17 protein-coding genes are annotated in these 20,464 nt (G+C 61.3%); 13 read left to right on the forward strand and 4 right to left on the reverse strand.

The window, feature by feature from the left end:
* From AC5DC2_RS05420 to rpmF, 3 genes are all read left to right on the forward strand, one after another.
* Positions 1-448 (forward strand): biosynthetic peptidoglycan transglycosylase (locus tag AC5DC2_RS05420; RefSeq protein WP_491697770.1); only part of this gene is annotated, 448 nt, incomplete at its 5' end.
* A gap of 80 nt (positions 449-528) precedes the next feature.
* Positions 529-1,176, forward strand: coding sequence for a glutathione S-transferase family protein (locus AC5DC2_RS05425; protein WP_024709969.1), 648 nt, complete (start codon positions 529-531; stop codon positions 1,174-1,176).
* Between the two features lie 160 nt (positions 1,177-1,336).
* A complete protein-coding gene (rpmF, locus tag AC5DC2_RS05430; protein ID WP_024709968.1) occupies positions 1,337-1,519 on the forward strand; it encodes a 50S ribosomal protein L32 in 183 nt (60 codons plus the stop codon).
* Positions 1,520-1,652: 133 nt separating this feature from the next.
* Here the strand turns inward: rpmF and AC5DC2_RS05435 are convergent, their stop codons facing one another.
* Complete coding sequence (locus AC5DC2_RS05435; protein ID WP_491697771.1) at positions 1,653-2,057, reverse strand: RidA family protein; 405 nt, start codon at positions 2,055-2,057, stop codon at positions 1,653-1,655.
* A gap of 147 nt (positions 2,058-2,204) precedes the next feature.
* Here AC5DC2_RS05435 and AC5DC2_RS05440 point away from each other — a divergent pair, with 147 nt between their 5' ends.
* Entirely contained in the window at positions 2,205-2,804 is a 600-nt protein-coding gene (locus tag AC5DC2_RS05440; protein WP_491697772.1) for a TetR/AcrR family transcriptional regulator, read from the forward strand.
* A 76-nt stretch (positions 2,805-2,880) separates the two neighbouring features.
* On the opposite strand, the gene AC5DC2_RS05445 is transcribed toward AC5DC2_RS05440, so the two are convergent.
* On the reverse strand, positions 2,881-5,325 hold the full coding sequence (locus AC5DC2_RS05445) for a glycoside hydrolase family 94 protein (protein WP_491697773.1): 2,445 nt from the start codon (positions 5,323-5,325) through the stop codon (positions 2,881-2,883).
* 523 nt (positions 5,326-5,848) lie between these two features.
* Here AC5DC2_RS05445 and AC5DC2_RS05450 point away from each other — a divergent pair.
* The 4 genes from AC5DC2_RS05450 (at position 5,849) to AC5DC2_RS05465 (ending at position 11,075) form a co-directional block, all read left to right on the forward strand.
* The gene (locus AC5DC2_RS05450; protein ID WP_491697774.1) at positions 5,849-6,856 is read left to right on the forward strand and encodes a TRAP transporter substrate-binding protein; all 1,008 of its coding nucleotides are present in this window, start codon (positions 5,849-5,851) and stop codon (positions 6,854-6,856) included.
* A 95-nt stretch (positions 6,857-6,951) separates the two neighbouring features.
* Positions 6,952-7,368, forward strand: coding sequence for a TRAP transporter small permease (locus AC5DC2_RS05455; RefSeq protein WP_491697775.1), 417 nt, complete (start codon positions 6,952-6,954; stop codon positions 7,366-7,368).
* Positions 7,365-8,654 carry a TRAP transporter large permease gene (locus AC5DC2_RS05460; protein WP_491697776.1) on the forward strand — a complete coding sequence of 430 codons (1,290 nt, stop codon included), beginning with the start codon at positions 7,365-7,367 and terminating at the stop codon, positions 8,652-8,654. Before AC5DC2_RS05455 ends, AC5DC2_RS05460 begins: the two co-directional genes overlap by 4 nt.
* Before the next feature lie 306 nt (positions 8,655-8,960).
* A complete protein-coding gene (locus AC5DC2_RS05465; RefSeq protein WP_491697777.1) occupies positions 8,961-11,075 on the forward strand; it encodes a GumC family protein in 2,115 nt (704 codons plus the stop codon).
* A 285-nt stretch (positions 11,076-11,360) separates the two neighbouring features.
* Here the strand turns inward: AC5DC2_RS05465 and AC5DC2_RS05470 are convergent, their stop codons facing one another.
* On the reverse strand, positions 11,361-13,142 hold the full coding sequence (locus tag AC5DC2_RS05470) for an SLC13 family permease (protein WP_491697778.1): 1,782 nt from the start codon (positions 13,140-13,142) through the stop codon (positions 11,361-11,363).
* Between the two features lie 551 nt (positions 13,143-13,693).
* Between AC5DC2_RS05470 and AC5DC2_RS05475 the strand changes: the two genes are divergently transcribed.
* The 5 genes from AC5DC2_RS05475 (at position 13,694) to AC5DC2_RS05495 (ending at position 19,592) form a co-directional block, all read left to right on the forward strand.
* On the forward strand, positions 13,694-14,620 hold the full coding sequence (locus AC5DC2_RS05475) for an ArsR/SmtB family transcription factor (RefSeq protein ID WP_024709959.1): 927 nt from the start codon (positions 13,694-13,696) through the stop codon (positions 14,618-14,620).
* A 126-nt stretch (positions 14,621-14,746) separates the two neighbouring features.
* Positions 14,747-16,255, forward strand: coding sequence for an arabinosylfuranosidase ArfA (gene arfA / locus AC5DC2_RS05480; RefSeq protein ID WP_024709958.1), 1,509 nt, complete (start codon positions 14,747-14,749; stop codon positions 16,253-16,255).
* A 277-nt stretch (positions 16,256-16,532) separates the two neighbouring features.
* Positions 16,533-17,801, forward strand: a complete 1,269-nt coding sequence (locus AC5DC2_RS05485) for an extracellular solute-binding protein (RefSeq protein ID WP_491697780.1) — start codon at positions 16,533-16,535, stop codon at positions 17,799-17,801.
* A gap of 67 nt (positions 17,802-17,868) precedes the next feature.
* Positions 17,869-18,750 carry a carbohydrate ABC transporter permease gene (locus AC5DC2_RS05490; RefSeq protein ID WP_024709956.1) on the forward strand — a complete coding sequence of 294 codons (882 nt, stop codon included), beginning with the start codon at positions 17,869-17,871 and terminating at the stop codon, positions 18,748-18,750.
* On the forward strand, positions 18,750-19,592 hold the full coding sequence (locus AC5DC2_RS05495; protein WP_024709955.1) for a carbohydrate ABC transporter permease: 843 nt from the start codon (positions 18,750-18,752) through the stop codon (positions 19,590-19,592). Before AC5DC2_RS05490 ends, AC5DC2_RS05495 begins: the two co-directional genes overlap by 1 nt.
* 303 nt (positions 19,593-19,895) lie before the next feature.
* On the opposite strand, the gene AC5DC2_RS05500 is transcribed toward AC5DC2_RS05495, so the two are convergent.
* On the reverse strand, positions 19,896-20,464 hold a 569-nt coding region (locus AC5DC2_RS05500; protein ID WP_491697779.1), incomplete at its 5' end, for an ABC transporter ATP-binding protein.

The raw sequence follows: 20,464 nt of genomic DNA on the forward strand, positions 1-20,464 counted from the left end.
TCATTATGGCGTCGACTGGCGCGAATACAAGGCCGTGATCGAGGACGCGCTTTCCGGCGAGAAGACGCGCGGCGCCAGCACCATTCCCATGCAGACGGTGAAGAACCTGTTCCTCTGGAACGGCCGTTCCTATGTGCGCAAGGTCCTGGAACTGCCGCTGGCCGTTGCCGCCGACGCCTTCTGGTCGAAGGAACGGATGATGGAGATCTATCTCAACATTGCCCAATGGGGACCGGAGACCTTCGGCATCGAGGCGGCCGCGCGCGAGCAGTTCGGCGTGCCCGCCTCCGCCCTCTCGCGCCGCCAGGCAGCGCTTCTCGCCGTTTCGCTGCCGAACCCGACAGGCCGGCAGGCCGCAGCCCCCAGCGCCCATATGAACAGGCTTGCCGACCGGGTGGAACGGCTTTCCGCCCGTTCCGGCGCCTATATCAGCTGCCTTTATGACTGATATCCGATAATTCCATTGGCGCATCGCCGGCATTTGCGGTTAACTCCCGCCCGCGGAATGGCTATCGGAAAGGACGCCCCATGCGCGATCTGACGCTTTATATCGGCAACAAGCGCTATTCATCCTGGTCGCTGAGGCCATGGCTTGCCATGGAGGCCTCGGGCATTCCGTTCAAGGAAGTGCTGATCCCGTTTGATTTTCCCGCCGGCAATCCGCGTTTTCGCGAGATCTCGCCGGTCGGCATGGTGCCGGTGCTCCATCACGGCAAGGCGCGGATATGGGAATCGCTCGCCATCATCGAATATGTCGCCGAGCTTTATCCCGAAGCCCAGCTGTGGCCTGAAGACCGGATCGAACGCGCTGCCGCCCGCGCGCTTTCAGCCGAGATGCATGCCGGCTTTCGCGCGCTGCGCGGCGCCTGCCCGATGAATTTCGGCCGCAAGCCCGCTCCGCTTGCGGTCAACGACGCGGTGAAGGCCGATGTGGCGCGGATCGAGACCATGTGGCGCGACGCGCTGGAGGCCTCCGGCGGCCCCTTCCTGTTCGGCCATTTCACGGCGGCGGACGCCATGTATGCGCCGGTCGTCAACCGCTTCGAGATCTATGAACTGGCCGATACGATGCCCACGCTGGCCTACATGAACGCGGTGAAAAGCCTGCCTGCCTTCCAGCGCTGGCGCGACGGGGCGCTGGCCGAAAGCTGGGTTGTTCCCGAAGACGAGGTGTGAGACGGACGCTTTCTGCCGCATGGTGCAAAAAAAAGCCGCGGGGACTGGTCAAACAGGCGCAAGACCTGTATAAGCGCGCCAAATTTCATGCATTCAAAGGCCGAAATCGCGGTGGTCAAGCCCGCCGGTGACTGAGCCTTGCCGAAACTGGAGTAGTCCAATGGCTGTACCGAAAAGAAAAACGACCCCGTCCAAGCGCGGTATGCGCCGTGCTGCAGACGCTCTGAAGAACCCGACCTATGTCGAGGACAAGAATTCCGGCGAACTGCGCCGCCCGCACCATATCGATCTGAAGACCGGCATGTATCGCGGCCGCCAGGTTTTGACGCCGAAGGAAGCCTGATCGGTTTCTTGCAGACCTTATGAAAAAAGCCGCCCCTCGGGGCGGCTTTTTTTTGTTTTAGAGCGCCGTGCGTCCATTCGGACGCACGGCGCTCTAACCTATTGAAACTACGCATCGGGAGCAAACGGATAACTCAGGCGGCGTCCGGCATGCGGGCGACGACCTTGATCTCGAAATCGAAACCGGCCAGCCAGGTCACGCCAATGGCCGTCCACGTCGGAAAGGGCGGCTGCGGGAAAAACGCATTCTTGACCGCAAGTACGGTTTCCAGCTGGTTCTCCGGATCAGTGTGGAAGCTCATGACATCGATGATATCGTCGAAGTCGCAACCGGCCGCTCGCAGCGTATTGGAAAGGTTGTCGAATGCGCGACGGACCTGAGCCTCAAATCCTGGCTCGGGGGTTCCGTCCGGGCGGCTCCCGACCTGGCCCGAGACGAACAGAAACTCGCCCGAGCGGACGGCCGGTGAATAGCCGTGAGCGTCATAAAGAGCGTGGCGATCCCTGTCGTCAGGGTAAATGGCGTTGCGTGTCGTCATGGAAACTCTCCTTTTTGGCGAAGAGCCGCAGCCGGACCGGCATTTCCCGGTGGCCGGGCATCTGATATACGGCTTGTACATGAATTATTCGCATACGCCTCGTATGTCAATTGACATACGAGGCGTATATTAAGCAAGGATGATCCCATGGCGACGCGCGCCGAGAAAATGGAGGCCAATCGGGCAAGGCTGCTCGCCGCGGCCCGCAAGGCCTTTGCCGAAAAGGGCTATGCCGCAGCCTCGATGGATGAGCTGACGGCAGAGGCCGGGTTGACGCGCGGTGCGCTCTACCACAATTTCGGCGACAAGCGCGGCCTGCTCGCCGCCGTGGTCCACCAGATCGATAGCGAGATGGCGGCGGAAGCGCGCAGACAGGCTGAAAGGGCCGAGACCGCTTGGGACGCGATGCTGACGGAGGGCATCGCCTATATCGAGATGGCGCTTGAGCCGGAGGTGCAGCGCATCGTGCTGCGCGATGGCCCCGCCTTCCTCGGCGACCCTTCGCAATGGCCAAGCCAGAACGCATGCCTGGAAGAAACCAGAGGGGCCGTCGAAAGGCTGATCGCGGACGGCATTGTCAAGCCGGTGGATGCGGAGGCTGCCGCCCGTCTTTTGGCCGGCGCCGCGCTCAACGCGGCCTCATGGATTGCCGCAAGCGACCGGCCGGAGCTTGCGCTGCCCAAGGCCATCCAGGCGTTTTCGATGCTTGCGGGGGGCCTGCTGGCCGACGGGCAGGCGGGCGACTGAAGCCGATGCAAAAGCCCGCAATCCGGCCAAAGCCGAATTGCGGGCGCGCGCACCGGTTCCGACCCTCGTATTTCCGTCAGCCGATCACGGCCTCGACCTTGACAGTGGTAACGCCTTCGGCCGGCGGGGCGATCAGATTGCCCTCGATCGCATTGCCGTCGACGGTCAGCGCCACGTCATTGCCGGGGCCCTTGCGGGTGACGGCAATGTCGTAGGTCACGCCGCGCCAGGTGCGCTTCACCGTAAAGCCGGTCCAGCGCTCCGGGATCACCGGCGCGACGCGCAGGCCCTCATATTCCGGACGGATGCCGAGAATGAACTGGGTCGCGGCATAATAGTTCCAGGCCGCCGTCCCCGTCAGCCAGGAATTCTTGGCCTCGCCGTGGCGGGTCGCATCGCGGCCGGCGATCATCTGGGCATAGACATAGGGCTCCAGCCGGTGCGTATCGGAAATGCCCTCGCGCGCCGACGGATTGATGCGGGTGTAATAGTCAAACGCCGCATCGCCATTGCCAAGTACGGTCTCTCCGATCACCACCCAGGGATTGTTGTGGCAGAAGATGCCGGCATTTTCCTTGTAGCCCGGCGGATAGGTCGAGATCTCACCATACTCGATATAATATTTGGTATAGGCCGGCTGCAGCACGACGATGCCATGCGGCGTCGCCAGATGTTTCGCCACCGAATCGAGCGCCTTGCGGGCCTTGCCGTCTTCCACGCCGACGCCTGCGAGCGTGCAGAAGCCCTGGCTTTCGATATAGATCTTGCCTTCCGCGTTTTCTTTGGAGCCGATCGGCCGACCGAAATCGTCATAGGCGCGGATGAACCAGTCGCCGTCCCAGCCATGTTCGCGGATCGTGGCGTCCATGTCCTTCGACACCTTTGCGTAGAACTCGGCGTCCTCCGCCTTTCCGGTCTCTTTTGCAATATCGGACAGCTCTTTCGCCGAAAGCACCATGAGACCGGCAATGAACACGCTTTCCGCAACCTTGCCATCCTTGCTGGTGGTCGTTTGAAAACTTTCGCCGGGCGTCTCGGAAAAGCAGTTGAGGTTGAGGCAATCGTTCCAGTCGGCGCGGCCGATGAGCGGCAGGCCGTGCGGGCCGATGCGGTCCAGCGCATACTGCATGGAACGCTGGAGGTGGGCGTAGAGCGGCTCTTCCGTGCCCGGCTGGTTGTCGAACACGACGGGCTCTTCAAGGATCGAGAAGTCGCCGGTTTCCTTGAGATAGGCGGCAACGCCGATGATCAGCCAGTGCGGATCGTCGTTGAAGTCGCCGCCAATGTCGTTATTGCCCTTCTTCGTCAGCGGCTGATACTGGTGATAGGCGCCGCCGGACGACAACTGAGTGGCGGCGATGTCGAGAATGCGCTCCCGGGCGCGCTCCGGAACCATGTGAACGAAGCCGAGCAGGTCCTGGTTGGAATCGCGGAAGCCGAGGCCGCGACCGATGCCGCTTTCAAAGGACGAGGCCGAGCGCGACATGTTGAAAGTCGCCATGCACTGGTACGCGTTCCAGATATTGACCATGCGGTCGGTATGGATATCGGGCGTTTCCGCCTGATAGACGCCGAGAAGATCGTCCCAGTGCTTGCCGAGCGCGGCAAACGCCGCTTCCACATTTCCGGCATCGAGATATTTGTCGATGACGGGTTTCACCGTCTTCTTGTTGATCCTCTGCGAGCCGGGCGGGTCGAATTTCGCGTCCTTGTCGTTCTCGTGATAGCCGAGCACGAAGATCACCTGGCGGGTCTCGCCGGGCTGCAACGTCATCTTCACCTGATGCGAGCCCATCGGCGACCAGCCATGGGCGACGGAATTGCGCGACCTGCCCTCGGCAACGGCAACCGGCTTGTCCCAGCCGCGCCAGGGTCCGAGGAAGTCCTCGCGGGCCGTGTCATAACCGGCCAGTGGCTCGGAGCAGGCGAAATAGGCGAAATGATTGCGGCGCTCGCGATATTCGGTCTTGTGGTAGATGACCTCGTCTTCGACCTCGACCTGACCGGTCGAGAGATTGCGCTGGAAGTTGCTCTGGTCGTCCAGCGCGTCCCAGAGGCAGAACTCGACCGAGGAGAACAGCGAAAGGTCTGCCGGCACGAGGCGCTCATTGGTGACGGTCAGCTGCCAGATTTCCAGCGTCTCGCCCAGCGGCACGAAATAGCGATTTGAGACGCGGATGCCGTTGCGTTTTGAACCGATCGTCGAATAGCCCATGCCGTGGCGGCAGGCGAAATCCTCGACCGCCGACTGCGTCGGCATCCAGGTTGGCGACCAGAAATCGCCGTCCTCATTGTCGCGGACATAGACGTACCGGCCGCCATTGTCATACGGCACATTGTTGTAGCGGCCGCGGGTGAGGCGGCGCAGGCGCGCATCGCGGTAGTAGGAATAGCCGCCGGCGGTGCCCGACAGGATGCCGAAATAGCCCTCGCAGCCGATATAATTGATCCACGGATAGGGCGTATCAGGGCGTGTGATCACATATTCGCGCGCGGCGTCGTCGAAAAAACCGTATTTCATTTTTTGAAATCCCATCCTTGGTGCAGGCTTACCGTATCGTTTCAGGTCGGACAGCCCTCATTCCTCCAGCGCAGACTCCCTAGCACAGAAAACAGGACACCAAAAGCCGGAGATTGCGATTACTCGCATAAATTGGCATCCCAAAGCGCTTTAAACGCCCGATATTTACCTTCATGTCGAAACCTCAAGCGCATGCAACACGACGTGCTTTCGATGCCATGTCGCTCTTGTCTGACCTGAACATCGTTAATCTGGCCGAGAATCTGTAACGTTGCAGCAAATGCCGCCGCGGCGTTTTCGACGGATTTCCGGAAACCGATCGTTCGGGTTACGACAGGCCCGACGCCGCCTTTCGCCGCACCGGCGGTGCACGCTGTTGCAAAACCTCTCCTGCCATGCGCCAATGCGCAGGGCGGAAGCCGGCTTGCGGCGCTTTCCCGATTGACAATCGAAGCCGGCCTGGTCCAGCTTCTTCGCCACCGCAAAGTCCTTTAAAAACCATGAGTGGGGAAAGATGAAGATCATGCTGAGATCGGCAAGCGCGCTCGCGGGCGCGCTGTTCATAGGCCAGGCGGCAAGCGCCGAGACGCTGACGGTCGCCAACTGGTTGCCGCCGTCGCATCCGCTGGTGGCCGATGTGATCGCGCCTTTCGCGGCCTCGATTTCCGAGGCGACCAACGGACGGGTGACGGCCAGCATCCTTCCGGCGCCGCTCGGGCCGCCGCCGGCCCAGTATGATCTCGCCGTCAACGGCGTCGCCGATATCACCTTCGGCGTGCAGGGCTACAACCCCGGCCGTTTCCGCACCACAAACCTCGCCGAGATCCCGTTCTGGGGCGATACGGCCGAGGAAACCTCGGTGGCCTACTGGCGCACATGGGACAGCCTGCTGAAGGAAGCCGGCGAATATGACGACGTGCATGTGCTCGCCGTCTTCACCCACGGTCCCGGCCAGGTGTTCATGAAGGGCGGCGACCTTTCCGAGCTTTCGACGATCGACGGCGCGAAGATCCGCGTCGGCGGCGGCATCGTTCATGAACTGGTGAGCGCGCTCGGCGGCGTTCCGGTCGAAGGCCCCTCCTCGCAGACCTACGAGCTTCTGTCGCAGGGCGTCGCCGACGGCATCACCTTTCCCTACGAGTCCGTCAACTTCTTCGGTCTGACGGATCTGGTCGATCAGGCGCTTGTCATTCCGGGCGGGCTCTACAACACCTCCTTTTTCGTTGTGATGAACAAGGATACCTGGGAAGGGCTCTCGCCCGAAGACCAGGCCGCGATCGACAGCGTCTCCGGCGAGGCGCTGGCGCGGCTGGCGGGCCAGGCCTGGGACGCGGCTGATGCGGCCGGTTTCGAGGCCATGCAGGGCAAGGTGACCTTCCACGACGCAACCCCCGAACAGGTTGACGCGATCAGCAAAATGGTCGCGCCGGTGGTCGAGGCCAAGCTTGCCGAGATCGATGCCGCCGGCATTCCGTCCGAAAAGGCCGTTGCGATGATGAAGGAAAACATCGAAGCACTGCAGGCTGAATGAGCGACGCAGACCTTGTTTCCGAACGCGCGGGCGCCGCGAGCCCTCTGGCTCGCGGCCTTCGCATTGTCTTGAGCGTAACCGCCGGAGCCCTCTTGATGGCACTGATGTGCCTCACCGTCTTCGATGTCATCGGCCGCTATCTCCTCAATGCACCGGTCAAGGGCGCGGCGGAGCTTTCCGAACTGCTTCTCGTCTCCCTCGTCTATCTCGGCCTTCCGGCCGTCTGCCTCGACGGCGGCCATGTCACCGTTGATCTCGTGACGAAATCGCTGCCGCGCTGGAGCGAGCGTCCGCGGCTGCTTGTTACCGGCCTTGTCTCCTCCGGCGTTCTCGGCATCATCGCATGGCGGCTTTACATCTACGGCGCGCAGGTCGGCGGCTATAATCTCGTCACCAATTCGCTGCGCCTTCCCGTCGCCCCGGTCGTCTGGTTCTGCGCGGTCTTTGCCGGCATCTCGGCGCTCATCACGCTTGCGCTGGCGCTTGCCGCGCTATTCAAGAGAATGAAATGATCGAGTGGCCCATCGGAATTGCGGCGCTGGTCGCGCTGCTCCTCGTCGGCATGCCGATCGCCTTTTCGCTGACGCTTGTCGGCGTTATCGGCACGGCCTCGATCATCGGCCTGAAGCCGTCATTCGCGCTGCTCGGCGCCACCTTCTTCGACAATGGCCGCTCCTACACGCTGACGGTGATGCCCCTTTTCCTGCTGATGGGCAATTTCGTCGTCCAGTCCGGCATTGCCCGCGAGCTCTATGACAGCGCCCATGCTTGGCTCCGGCACCGCAAGGGCGGGCTGGCGCTGGCAACGGTTGCCGCCTGCGGCGGGTTTTCCTCCGTCTGCGGCTCGTCGCTTGCTACGGCTGCCACCATGTCGAGGATCGCGCTGCCCTCCATGCGCCGTTTCGGCTATCCCGACAGCCTGGCCACCGCCTCGATCGCCGCCGGCGGCACGCTCGGCATCCTGATCCCGCCCTCGGTCATTCTGGTATTCTACGGCATCATGACGCAGCAGAATATCGGCAAGCTGTTCATGGCCGGCATTCTGCCCGGCCTCCTCGGCATTTTCGGCTACGCGATCGCGGTGATGATCTCGGTGCACCTTTCAAAGCAGGACCTACCGGCGGAGCCGAAACTCCCGCTGAAGCAGCGGTTTCTGGCGCTGAAGGGCACGGCGGGCGCGCTCCTGCTCTTTGTCTTCGTCATGGGCGGCATCTATCTCGGCATCTTCACGCCAACGGAAAGCGCCGGCATGGGCGCCTTCGGCGCCTTCCTGCTCGCGCTGCTCTCCGGCCGGCTGAAACTTTCGGACCTCGGCGACATTCTCTATTCTACCGCCAAGACCACGGCGATGATGTTCTTCATCCTGTTCGGCGCGCTGACCTTCACCAATTATGTCAACCTGTCGGGCATGACGGCCGATATCCAGTCGGCCCTGTCGATGTTCGGCGACGGGCCTTATGCCACCATCATCGCCATCCTGATCGTCTATCTTCTGCTCGGCTGCGTGCTGGAGGGGCTTTCGATGATTACGCTGACCGTGCCGATCTTCTACCCGATCGTGGCGGCACAGGGCTTCGACTTGATCTGGTTCGGCATCTTCGTCATCGTCATCACGGAAGTGAGCTACATCACGCCTCCGGTCGGCATGAACGCTTTCGTGCTCAACACGGTGGTGCGCGATGTAAGCCTTAGAACGATCTTCTCCGGCCTCCTTCCCTTCGTCGCCATGGACATCGTCCGCATCGCCCTGCTGATCGCCTTCCCGGCGATCGCGCTCGCCATACCGTCGATGATGTGATCAATGTGCAGTGCCGCCCCTGACACGCGCCTTTGAAAGCGGCCCTGCGCAGGCCGGATTTTCGGGACGAAGGCAGCATGCTCGAAATCGACGCCGGCGCCCGCCGACAAGACGGCGGGGAAGGCCGAACCTCATTTATCTCGGCCGTTCCGATTTCTCCGGCCACTTCCCATCTAGATTTTCGCCCGCACGGCGGCTAGGATCATTTTTGTTTGGATAAGTTTATTTTTCGGGAAATCTTTTTTATCCCCTAGGGTTCGCCTCACTTTTTGCCTACAGAGCGCCTTGAAAAAACAACGGGCTGATATGAATCAAATTCAAAACCTTAACGACGACGACGAAATTGACCTCGGAAAACTCTTTCAGGTCTTCTGGCGCGGCAAGTTCATCATTGCATTTGTCACCGCCATTTTTGCGGGCTTCGGCGTTTATTACGCGATTATGCTGACGACGCCGATCTACAGCGCCAACTCGGTCGTGATGCTAAACAGCCAGTCGGAGCAGATCGTCGATCTGCCCAGTGTCCTGAGCCAGCTGACAAACGACGAAACGGTGGTTCAGACCGAGATCGAAGTCATGCGGTCCCGCATTCTTGTCGGCAAGGTGGTCGATGAGCTCGACCTCATGTCCGACCCGGAATTCAACACGACGCTGCAGGAGCCGGACCTGGCGGACCGGATAAAGGATGCGATCAAGTCATTCCTGCCGGCCGGGAACAACCTCGGGGCCGATGAGGAGGTCCTCTCCGAAAGCCTTCTGAGAGACCAGGTGATCGATCATGTTCTGGAAAGCTATTCGGTTCTGGTCGTGCCCAACACCACGGCGTTCAGGATAACGGCCCGCACCGAAGAGCCGGAAAAGTCGGCCCGGCTCGCCGATGCCGTGGCCGAACAATATGTTCAGAGCCAGATTGACGTCAAACGCGACGCGACCATGCAGGCGATCGACTGGTTGAGTGACCAGGTGAGCGAGTTGAGGCTGAGCCTCCAGAAATCGGAGAACGCCGTCAAGGAGTTCAAGACGAATACGCCGATGATCTCGCCTGACGTCCTGTCCGGCCTCGAGCGGCAGCTGAGATCATTGCGTGATCGGATTCAAGCGACGTCACGCGATGCCGAGGAGGCAAGTCAGTTTCTCGCCCAGGTCTCTTCGGCTGAAACCTATCCCGAAAAGGCAGCCATCGCTGACAACAGCCTGCTCGACGGTCTCGCGGTCCGGGCACAGACCGACCCCGATGCGGCCCGCCGTTTCGATGCCCAGTTCGCTTCGCTGGTCGAGCGCGCCCGGCGCTCCGTTTCGGAAGCGGATTCCCAGCTCAACACGCTGCGCACATCTGAAAGCATTCTGGAAGAGAAGATCCAGACCGAAAGCGAGGCTTTCGTCGAACTGGAACAGCTGACGCGCGAGGCGGAAGCCAATCGCACGCTTTATGAGTATTTTCTCGCCAGGCTGAAGGAGACTTCGGCACAGCAAGGCATCCAGCAATCCGATAGCCGGATCCTGTCCTATGCCGTCGTGCCGCTGGAGCCATCCCAGCCGAACAAGAAGCTGATCGTGCTGATGAGCACGTTTTTGGGCTTCGCCCTCGGAAGCGGCATCGTGCTTTTGCTCGAACTGCGCAAGCGGACCTTCCGCTCTTCCCAGGAACTGGAACAGTTCACGGGCATACGCGTGACCGGGCAGATACCGCTGATCGCCAGCCGCAACAGGAAGGGCGTGCTCAGCTACGTTCTGGAAAACCCCACATCACCCGTTACCGAGGCCATTCGCAACCTGAGAACCTCGGTGCTGCTCGGCAATATTGACCAGCCACCCAAGCTTCTCATGACGACCTCTTCGATACCGGGCGAAGGCAAAACGACCATCGCGGCCTCTCTCGCGCTGAATTTTGTCGGCATGGGCAAGAGCGTTCTCCTCATTGAGGGCGACCTGCGCCGGCGTTCACTCGAACAGTATTTCGGCAAAAACAACAGCGGCACCGGCCTGATCTCCGCCCTGACCGGCGACACAAGCCTAAAGGACGCCGTCTCGCACCGTGCGGAATACGGGATCGACATACTCTTCGGCGAAAAGACGGAGGCAAATGCGGCCGACATTTTGACCTCGGGAAGCATGCAAAGGCTCCTGGCGGAAGCGCGGGAGGCATATGACATCGTCATCATTGACACGCCTCCCGTCCTGATCGTGCCCGATGCCCGTGTCGTCAGCCAGTTCGTCGATACCGTCCTGTTCGTCGTGAAGTGGGATTCGACCCATCACCAGCAGGTCGAGGAAGCCATGAGCCTGTTCTCGCGCGACGTGATCGGCGGCCTTGTCCTCAACCAGATCGACCCGAAAGGCTTCAAGCGCTATGGCTATAGCTATGGCTACGGTTACGGCTATGCAGCCAATTATGGCGACGACTACTACAAGGCCGATTAGAGCGGTTCCGCCTTTGGTGGAAACGCCAATCCGGTCTATCTACTTGTTTTGACGCATTTTCCCGAACGTCAGATGTTTTCATCTGACTGCAAAATGCTCTAGGCAAGCCTGACCGGCGCGGAAAGAGCCCGAGCCGCGCGTCCCGCCTGCAGGCGAAACGGGACGGCTCGGGACGGGACCGGTGACCGGACTTCTGACCGCCTGCGGAAGGGACTGGCTAGCCCACCCCTTCACCCAGGGTTTCTTGATGTGGCGCAACGCGCCGGCCGCTGCAGTAAGGCGCACTCACATGGGGAAGAAGAGGCCGATCGCGAAGACGGACGTCAGGCCGATGATGATGTTCATCGGGATTCCCATCTTCAGGAAGTCGCTGAACCGGTAGTTGCCCGCGCCGTAGACAAGCGTATTGGTCTGGTAGCCGATCGGCGTCGCAAAGCTTGCGCTGGCGGAGAACATGACGGCGACGACAAAAGGCCGGGGATCCAGACCAAGCTGGGTGGCGAGCGCAATGACAACCGGCGTGTAGACAACCGCGACGGCATTGTTGGTGACGGTTTCCGTCAGGACGGAGCCAACGAAATAGACCGCCAGCAGCATCAGCATCGGCGACAGGTTTTCCAGCCACGGCTTCAGCATCCGCACGACGAGTTCCACGGCGCCGCTGTTTTCCAGGCCGGCGCCGACGATCAGCATCGCGAAGATCAGGACGAGAATGGATCCGTCGATGGTCTGCCAGGCTTCGTCGCTGTCAATGCAGCGCAGCGCAAGGATGACTGCGACGCCCAGAAGAGCGAGAATCCCGATCGGCAGGACGTTGAATGCGGCAAGGCTGACGATGCCGGCCAGGGTCAGGACGGCAATCGGCGCCTGTCGCCGCCGGAAGGCGCGGCCGCCGGGTTCCGTAACCGAAACGACGTCCCCGACCCTCGACAGGTCGCCAAACCCTTCCGACGTGCCTTCAAGAAGAAGCTTGTCGGCCGGGCGCAACTGAACGTTGGGCAGGTCCGGCCCTGCCACATGGCTGGCCCGGTAGGCGCCAAGCACGCGCATGCCGGCACGCCGCCCGAGCGCGAGATCCGCAATGCGCCTGCCCGAGCTTCTGCGTGAAGGCGACACAATGACCTCCGCCACACGAATTTCGGCATCGGGTTCCAACAGAACCGATCGCCGCAGGCCGACCTGCAGGCCGGCCAGTTCCTCGAAGGTCAGGAGCTCGGATGTCGGGGCGATGAGGATCACGGCGTCGCCCTCCTGAAGGATGTGTTCGGGGAGATCGCTTCGTTCGATCTCGCTCCCGCGCCTTATGCCCGTCACCCGGATGCCGGAACGCTGAAAATCACTGACCTCGGACAGTCGTTTGCCGACCCCGGCATAATCGGACAGCACGGTGACCTCGGACAGAAACGGCGTCTCTTCATTGCCCACAGTCTGATCCGTATCCCGGTGCGGCAGCAGGAATTTGCCGAGGACAAAGACGGACACGCCGCCCACGATCGCCGAGATGACGCCGACCGGCGCGATCTCGAAAATCGAGAAAGCATCCAGTCCGTTCTGCTGCGCCACCCCGGCGACGAGAAGATTTGTCGACGTGCCGATCAATGTACAGGTCCCGCCGAGTATCGCCGTGTAGGAGAGCGGTATCAGCAATCGCGTGGGCGCCATGCTCAGACTGGCCGCCAGGCGGACGACAACCGGAATGAGAACAAGAACAACCGGCGTGCTGTTCATGAAGGCGGAAGCCGATGCCGCGATGATGATGAAGATCACAATGGCAAGGGCAGGGTGTGATTTGGCCCGTTCCACAATGAAGTCCGCGAGGGCATCCAGCACGCCGGTGCGCAGCAAAGCCCCGGAAACCACAAACATCGCCCCGATCGTGATCGGAGCAGAGCTTGAAAACACGGCCATCACATCATCCGCCGGCACAAGGCCAAGGACGATGAACAGCGCCGCGCCGATGACGGCGGTCACATCGGGAGGGTATTTTTCGATCGTGAAGGCGGCGAAAAGAAGCGCCAGAAGCACAAGCGCCGCGATGGCAGGGGAAACGCCGATGAGCGCGATCATAACTTTCCGTTCCGCTTTCCGGCCTTAAAGCAAATGTTGATTTCATTCCCTCGCTCCCGAGGTGCTGGCGATCTCGGAAGTGACAAACGGCCCGTCTGCGAAGGATCGTCGCTGCCCCGCGGGATGAACACAGCTGCGGCGTGTCCGTTTTAATAGGCCTGTCGCATGAACACAATCGTGAAACAACGTCGCTGCCGGGCTGCCGGTTCCGAACGGCCGCTTGCCGAACGGTGCGACCTGGGCACTCGCCTTCATTCTCCCCGAGCGGACGGAAACCCGCATTCTCCAACCTTCTGCCTGAGCCGCCGGCCTCGGCGATCCATGCGGCGAGTGCCGGCCGTGAGCATCCGCTGGAGCAAAGGCAATTCCAGGGGCCCCGCTTCGCCGGCCGTATGCGCGCGACGATCTGCCGCCCGGATTGCGGGCGCGGGGATGCTGCCGCCGTTTCCGCTCGAGAGGCCGGCAGGAGCGGCAGGCCCGTCGGCGTTTGACCATGCCAAGAATCCTGATATGAAACTTTTCTGACAACGGCCTTCCAGCAGTGAACACCCATGCCAAGAAATTTCCTCGTCGTCGATCCTGAAAAGGATTTCCAGGTCATCAAGGGGCTGGCCGCGCCCGCGCGCATCGCCGTTCTCAAACTGTTGCGTCGCAAGGGCGCGCTCAATGTGAAGGAGATCGGCGAAAGCCTGGACCTGCCGCAGTCAACCGTCTCTCTCAGCGTGCAATTGCTGGAAGAGGCCGGGCTGATCCGCACGGAAAGCCAGCGGGCGCGCAAGGGAAGCCAGAAGCTTTGCACCAATATTTACGACGAGATCGCCATCGTTTTCGGCGAGGCGGCGGAAGAGCGCCGCGAGGACGGTATCGAGGTGTCGATGCCGGTCGGCCTCTATACCGCTTTCGACGTCAGCGCGCCATGCGGGCTCTGCACCGACGAGAGCATTATCGGGCTGCTCGACGTGCCCGATTCGTTTCTCGATCCGGCGCGCATGAAGGCCGGGCTGATCTGGTTCACCCGCGGCACCGTGGAATACCAGTTTCCCAATAATGCCCGGCTCGCGAACCTTGATGTCACGGAGATCGAGTTCTCGATGGAACTCTCCTCCGAAACGCCGGGGACGAACCCGGACTGGCCCTCCGATATCACGATCACCGTCAACGGCATCGACATCGGCCACTGGACATCGCCGGGCGACTACGGGGACCGCCGCGGCTCGTTCACGCCGGACTGGTGGAAGCTGAAGGGCTCGCAATACGGCATGCTGAAGCGCTTCCGCGTCTCCGGCTCCGGATCCTATGTCGACGGAATCAGGATATCCGATGTCTGCCTCGCCGACCTTCAGCTTGACCGGCACCACTCGATCCGCCTGTCGATCAGCGTGCGCGAGGACGCCCGCCATCCCGGCGGGGTCAACATCTTCGGCAAGGGTTTCGGCAATTACGACCAGGACATCGTCCTGCGCATGACCACCCAATAGAAGGCCGGAAAATTACGCCCGGAAAACATCCGCCCGGCAAAAATCGGCTTGACGAACGTTTCGATCAGGTCTTTATTATCCATAAATATTGGTTTATACCAAGAATTAGATTGCGGAGGAGATACCATGCAGGCCCGCGTTACCGCGCACAAGAACTTCACCATTTCCACGATCGATCCACGCCTCTATGGCTCGTTCCTCGAGCATCTCGGACGCGCAGTATACACCGGCATCTATGAGCCTGAACATCCCACCGCAGACGAAAACGGCATGCGCCGCGACGTCATCGATCTCGTGCGTCAGCTCGACACGCCGATCTGCCGCTATCCCGGCGGCAATTTCGTCTCGGCCTATAACTGGGAGGACGGTATCGGCCCGCAGAGCGAGCGCCCCACCCGTCTCGACCTTGCCTGGCGGACAGCGGAATCCAACCAGGTCGGCATTCACGAATTCGCCCGATGGGCCGAGGCCGCCAACACCGAAATGATGCTGGCCGTCAATCTCGGCTCGCGCGGCCTCGACGCCGCCCGTAACTTTGTCGAATATGTCAACCATCCGGGCGGCACCTATTGGTCGGACCTGCGCCGCAAGAACGGTCAGGCCGACCCCTGGAACGTCAAGCTCTGGTGCCTCGGAAACGAAATGGACGGTCCCTGGCAGGTCGGCCACAAATCGGCGGCCGAATATGGCCATCTCGCCAATGAGACCGCCAAGGCGATCCGGTCTTTCGATGACAAGCTCGAACTGGTCGTCTGCGGCTCCTCCCATTCGGACATGCCGACCTTCCCGCAATGGGAGGCGACGGTTCTCGACGAGAGCTATGACCAGGTCGATTATATCTCGCTGCACATGTATTTCATGAACTACGAGAAGAACACGCGCGAGTATCTCGCGCTTCCGGAAAAGCTCGACCGCTATATCGGTTCAGTCAGCGGCGTGATCGACTATATCAAGGCGAAGAAACGCTCGAAGAAAGATGTGAAAATATCTTTCGATGAGTGGAATGTCTGGTATCATGAGCGGGAAGCAGACGAAAAACGCATGAAGGAATGGGACTGGCCGCACGCGCCGGTGCTGCTTGAGGATGTCTACAATTTCGAGGACGTTCTTCAGGTCGGCTGCATCCTCAATACCTTCATCAGGCGCTCCGATGTCGTGCGCATCGCCTGCATCGCCCAGCTCGTGAACGTGATCGCGCCGATCATGACGGAGCCGGGCGGCGCGGCCTGGAAGCAGACGATCTATTATCCCTTCCAGTTTGCCTCCTGTTTCGGCAGGGGCACGGCGCTCGCTCTCGATGTCGACTGCGCGCGCTACAATGCCGATGTTGCTGCCGATGTCTCCTACCTCGACATTGCGGGCGTCCATGACGACGACGCGGGCACGCTGACCTTCTTCGCCGTCAACCGCAATGGGGAAGAGCCGATGACCATCGACCTGGCGCTGGAACGGTTCGGCGAAGCCAAATCTGTCGAGCACACGCTGATCAAGCACGAGAATCTCGAGGCGGCGAACACGAAGGACAATCCGGAGAACGTGAAGCCGGTGAAACAGGATGGCGCGACCCTGACGAATGGCAGGGTCTCGTTGACGGTGCCGCCCTATTCCTACTCGATGATCCGCGTGACGCTTTAGGCAAGGGCGGACTGGCGGGATGCGGCCCCGCGCGGCATCCCCGAAGCGCATCCGGCGTGACCGGGTGCCTCGGAAAGGTGAAGGCCGGAGGCGTTCGGCGGCTCGGACCGGGCGGCGTCCCGACCGCCAGGAGAACTGAGAATGCGCTTGGCCGTCATCATGCCGGCATTGGCGTGGCGGCGCCCGGCAGACGCATTGCACGGGATGCGATGCGTCGGAGTTTTCAACCGTGCGGCGGGAGGCCGCATTGAAAAGTGAGGAGAAGAAAATGTCGAAAATGCTTGGTGTGGCTTCGGGTGCGATCATCGCGGCGGCGGTGCTGGCCGGCCCGGTTCAGGCCCAGGAAACAGTGTCGTGGTGGGATTTCCTTTCCGGCGGCGACGGCATTCGCATGAAGCAGCTGATCTCCGATTTCAATGCCGACCACGAAGGCGAGATCACCATCGATGCGACCACGCTGGAATGGGGCACCCCGTTCTACTCGAAGGTCCGGACCTCGGCGGCGATCGGCGAAGGCCCCGATATCATGACCTACCACGCAAGCCGCATTCCGCTGGCCGTCAGTCAGGGCATCCTTCAGGAAATCACGCCGGACGACTGGTCGGCAATGGGCCTCTCCGAGGCCGATTATGCCCCTTCGACCTGGGACGCGGTGACCGTGGACGGCAAGCAGTACGCCGTTCCCTTCGACACGCACCCGATCGTCCTCTATTATAACAAGGACGCCCTCGCGGCGGCCGGGCTTCTGACCGAGGACGGCAAGCCCATGGGTCTCGATTCCCGCGAAGGCTTCGAAGCCACGCTGAAGGGCCTCAAGGAGGCCGGGTCCGAGTATCCGCTCGCCTCGACCACTGCGGACGGCACCTTCATGTTCCGCACCATCTATTCCTTCATGGGCCAGCAGGACGGTGAACTGATGACCGACGGCGAGTTCCTCGCCGGAGACAACGCCGAAAAGCTCGAAAATACGCTCGCGGCGCTGCAGGGCTGGACCAATGAGGGGCTGCAGACGACCTATACCGACTATCCCGCGACCGTCGCCCTGTTCACCTCCGGCGAATCGCCGTTGATGATCAACGGCGTCTGGGAAGTTCCGACGATGATCGACCTGAAGGATCAGGGAAAACTGTTCGAATGGGGCGCTGTCGAGCTTCCGGTCATCTTCGACCATCCCTCGACCTATGCGGACAGCCACACCTTCGCGATTCCCGCCAATTCGGGCAAGGAGATGAGCCCGGAGAAGCGGGCTGCCGTTCTGGAGGTCATTTCGTGGATGGCCCAGAACTCGCTGTTCTGGGCGACCGCTGGCCATATTCCGGCCTACGGACCGGTGACGCAGTCGGACGAGTACCAGACCATGGAACCGAACGCGACCTATTCGAGCCTGACGGAAAACATGATCTTTGATCCCAAATCGCCGCTAGCCGGTGTGGCGGGGCCGATCTACGACGTCATGTCCACCTATTTCGTGCCGACGCTCAACGGCGAAATGGAACCGGCCGAAGCGGTGGAGGAAATCAAGTACGAGCTGAACGACCTTCAGTAATCACTCGGAACCGCCGGCGACGCCGCCGGCGGTTCCCACGTCAGCCTAACGTGATCTGAGGCCCCCCATGCTCCGCAACAAACGGAATGAAGCGATCGTCGCCCTGTTGCTGGTCGCTCCGTTCATCGTCATTTATGGACTGATCTTCGTTTACCCGACGATCCGGATGTTCATCACCTCGTTTCAGGACGCGCCGTTGATCGGTGGCGGCGAATATGTCGCCCTGGACAACTACACGCGGCTATGGGGCGACCGGCGCTTCAACACGGCCTTCTGGAACACCGCCTATTTCGTCGCCCTCACCGTTATTCCCGGAACGCTGGTGGCCTTCGGCATCGCGCTCGGCATCAACCGGCTCAAGGGCAGGCTGCAGGCGCTGATCCTGGCCCTGTTCTTCCTGCCCTATATTCTGCCGGTTTCGGTGGTCTATCTCATCTGGGACTGGACGCTCAACTTCCAGTTCGGCATCGCCATGTATCTTTTCGATCTCCTGGGCATGGAGCGGGTGCCGGTGTTCAAGTCGACCGTGTGGTTCATGCCGGCCGTCGCCATGATCACGATCTGGTGGACCGCCGGGTTTTCGATCCTGCTGTTTCTGGCGGGGCTGCGGGCAATACCCGCCGAGATCTACGAAGCGGCCGCGCTCGACAATGCGTCGCGCCTGACAACCTTCAGCCGGCTGACCTGGCCGCTGATGTGGCCGGTGACGGCGCTGGTGCTGACCATACAACTGATCTCGCAGCTGAAGATTTTCGACCAGGTCTACCTGTTTTCGACCGGCGGCCGGCCGAACGACAATCTCGTTCTCGTCTACTATGTGTTCCAGAGGGCCTTCCAGTATGATCAGGGCGGCCGTGCCGCGGCTGCGGCTGTCGTCCTGTTCATCCTCGTCATCGTGGTCTCCGTTCTCAACTTTCAGCTGACGCGACTTTCGAAAGGGAGGGCATGATGCACGCGACAACAGCAAGGCGCCTCAACATTGCCGGCCTGGCGATCACGCTTCTGACCGTCTTCATTGCCGTCGTCTGGGCCTTCCCGCTCTACTGGGGCGTCATCTCCTCGCTGAAGCCCGAAGACGAGGTCGTGCGACGCTATATCGAGCTCTGGCCGGAAACGCTCACCTTCTCGCACTACTACTTCGCGCTCACGCAGACACAGATCGGCATCTGGTACCTGAATTCCATCGTCACGGCGGTTGCCATCACCGTTCTGACCGTCGGATCCTCGATGTTCTGCGGTTACGCCATCTCGCAACTCGAATTTCCCTTCCGCAAGGTCCTGTGGGTACTGATCCTCGCAAGCTTCATGGTGCCGATGCAGGTTCTGATCGTGAACCATTTCGAGCTGATGGCCCGCTTCGGCTTCATCAACACCTGGGCCGGCATCGTTCTGCCGCAGCTGATCCATCCGGTGGTCATCATCGTCTACAAGCAGTTCTTCGATAACGTCCCGAAGGATTTCCGCGAGGCGGCGGCCATGGACAGCGCCTCAGAGTGGCGCATTCTCACCCGCATCTACATGCCGATGAACTGGGGCGTGACGACCGCACTGGCGATCGTGACCTTCATCTGGTCCTGGAACGCCTTCCTGTGGCCATTCCTGGCCGTGACGAAGACGGAAATGATGACCATCACCGTCGGCATTACCCAGGTGAACGATGCCTTCGGGGTGTATTACGCCCGCGAACTGTCCGCCGCCGTCCTGGCCGGCCTCCCCGTCGCCCTCGCCTATCTTGTCTTCCAGCGGAAGGTGACCCAGGCCATCACGCTTTCCGCCGGCATCAAGGGGTAGATCGTCGGGAAAGGCGGAACCCGCTTGTTCGTCGAAGCCGTTCATCCAGGCCGGAATGGAAACGCGATCGTCGGACCTGCCAGACCGTCGCCCGGCAATGGGGCGACATCCGCAAAGGCCGGACGCGGAAGGCAAGCCCGTCCCAGCGATTCCAAGCGTCGAGGGCGCGGCTCGGTCGGGGCCATCAGACGGAGACGCCGAGCGCCCGCCCGCAAGCGGTTCCGCCTCTCTCCTCTGCGCCGCATGCGAAACGCCGCGGGCGAATCCGCCGCGGCGCCTTGATTTTCGCAGACCCTTTGCCGGTCAGTGGACGTGGAACGCGCGTCCCGCTTCGTCAAAGAGATGACATGCCGTCGCATCGAAGGCGAGCGGCACCATGTCGCCGGTCTTGACCTCGGTCCGGCCGCTGTCGGTCGCGATCAGCTCCGTGCCGTCGGCGAGGGTGCAGTAGAGAAGCGTCCGTTCGCCAAGCCGCTCCACCACGCCGACAGTGGCCGTCGTGACGGCCGCCTGGCCGTCCCTGACGACCTGGACGGATTCCGGACGTATGCCCAGTTCATACTGCCCGGCCGCGACTTCGGGGATATCGATTTCAAGAACGGAGCCGTCATTGATGCGCACCGTATGCGCTCCGTCTCCCGACAGATCGGCCTTCAGGAAATTCATGCCCGGAGAGCCGACAAAACCGGCCACGAAACGCGAGGCCGGACGCAGGTAGACTTCCATCGGCGTGCCGATCTGCTCGATCCGGCAATTGTTGAGCACCACGATCCGGTCGGCGAGCGTCATCGCCTCGGTCTGGTCGTGGGTCACATAGATCATCGTCGCCTGCATGCGGTTATGAAGCCGCGCCAGCTCGACGCGGGTTCTGA

The organism is Martelella sp. (assembly GCF_984369615.1).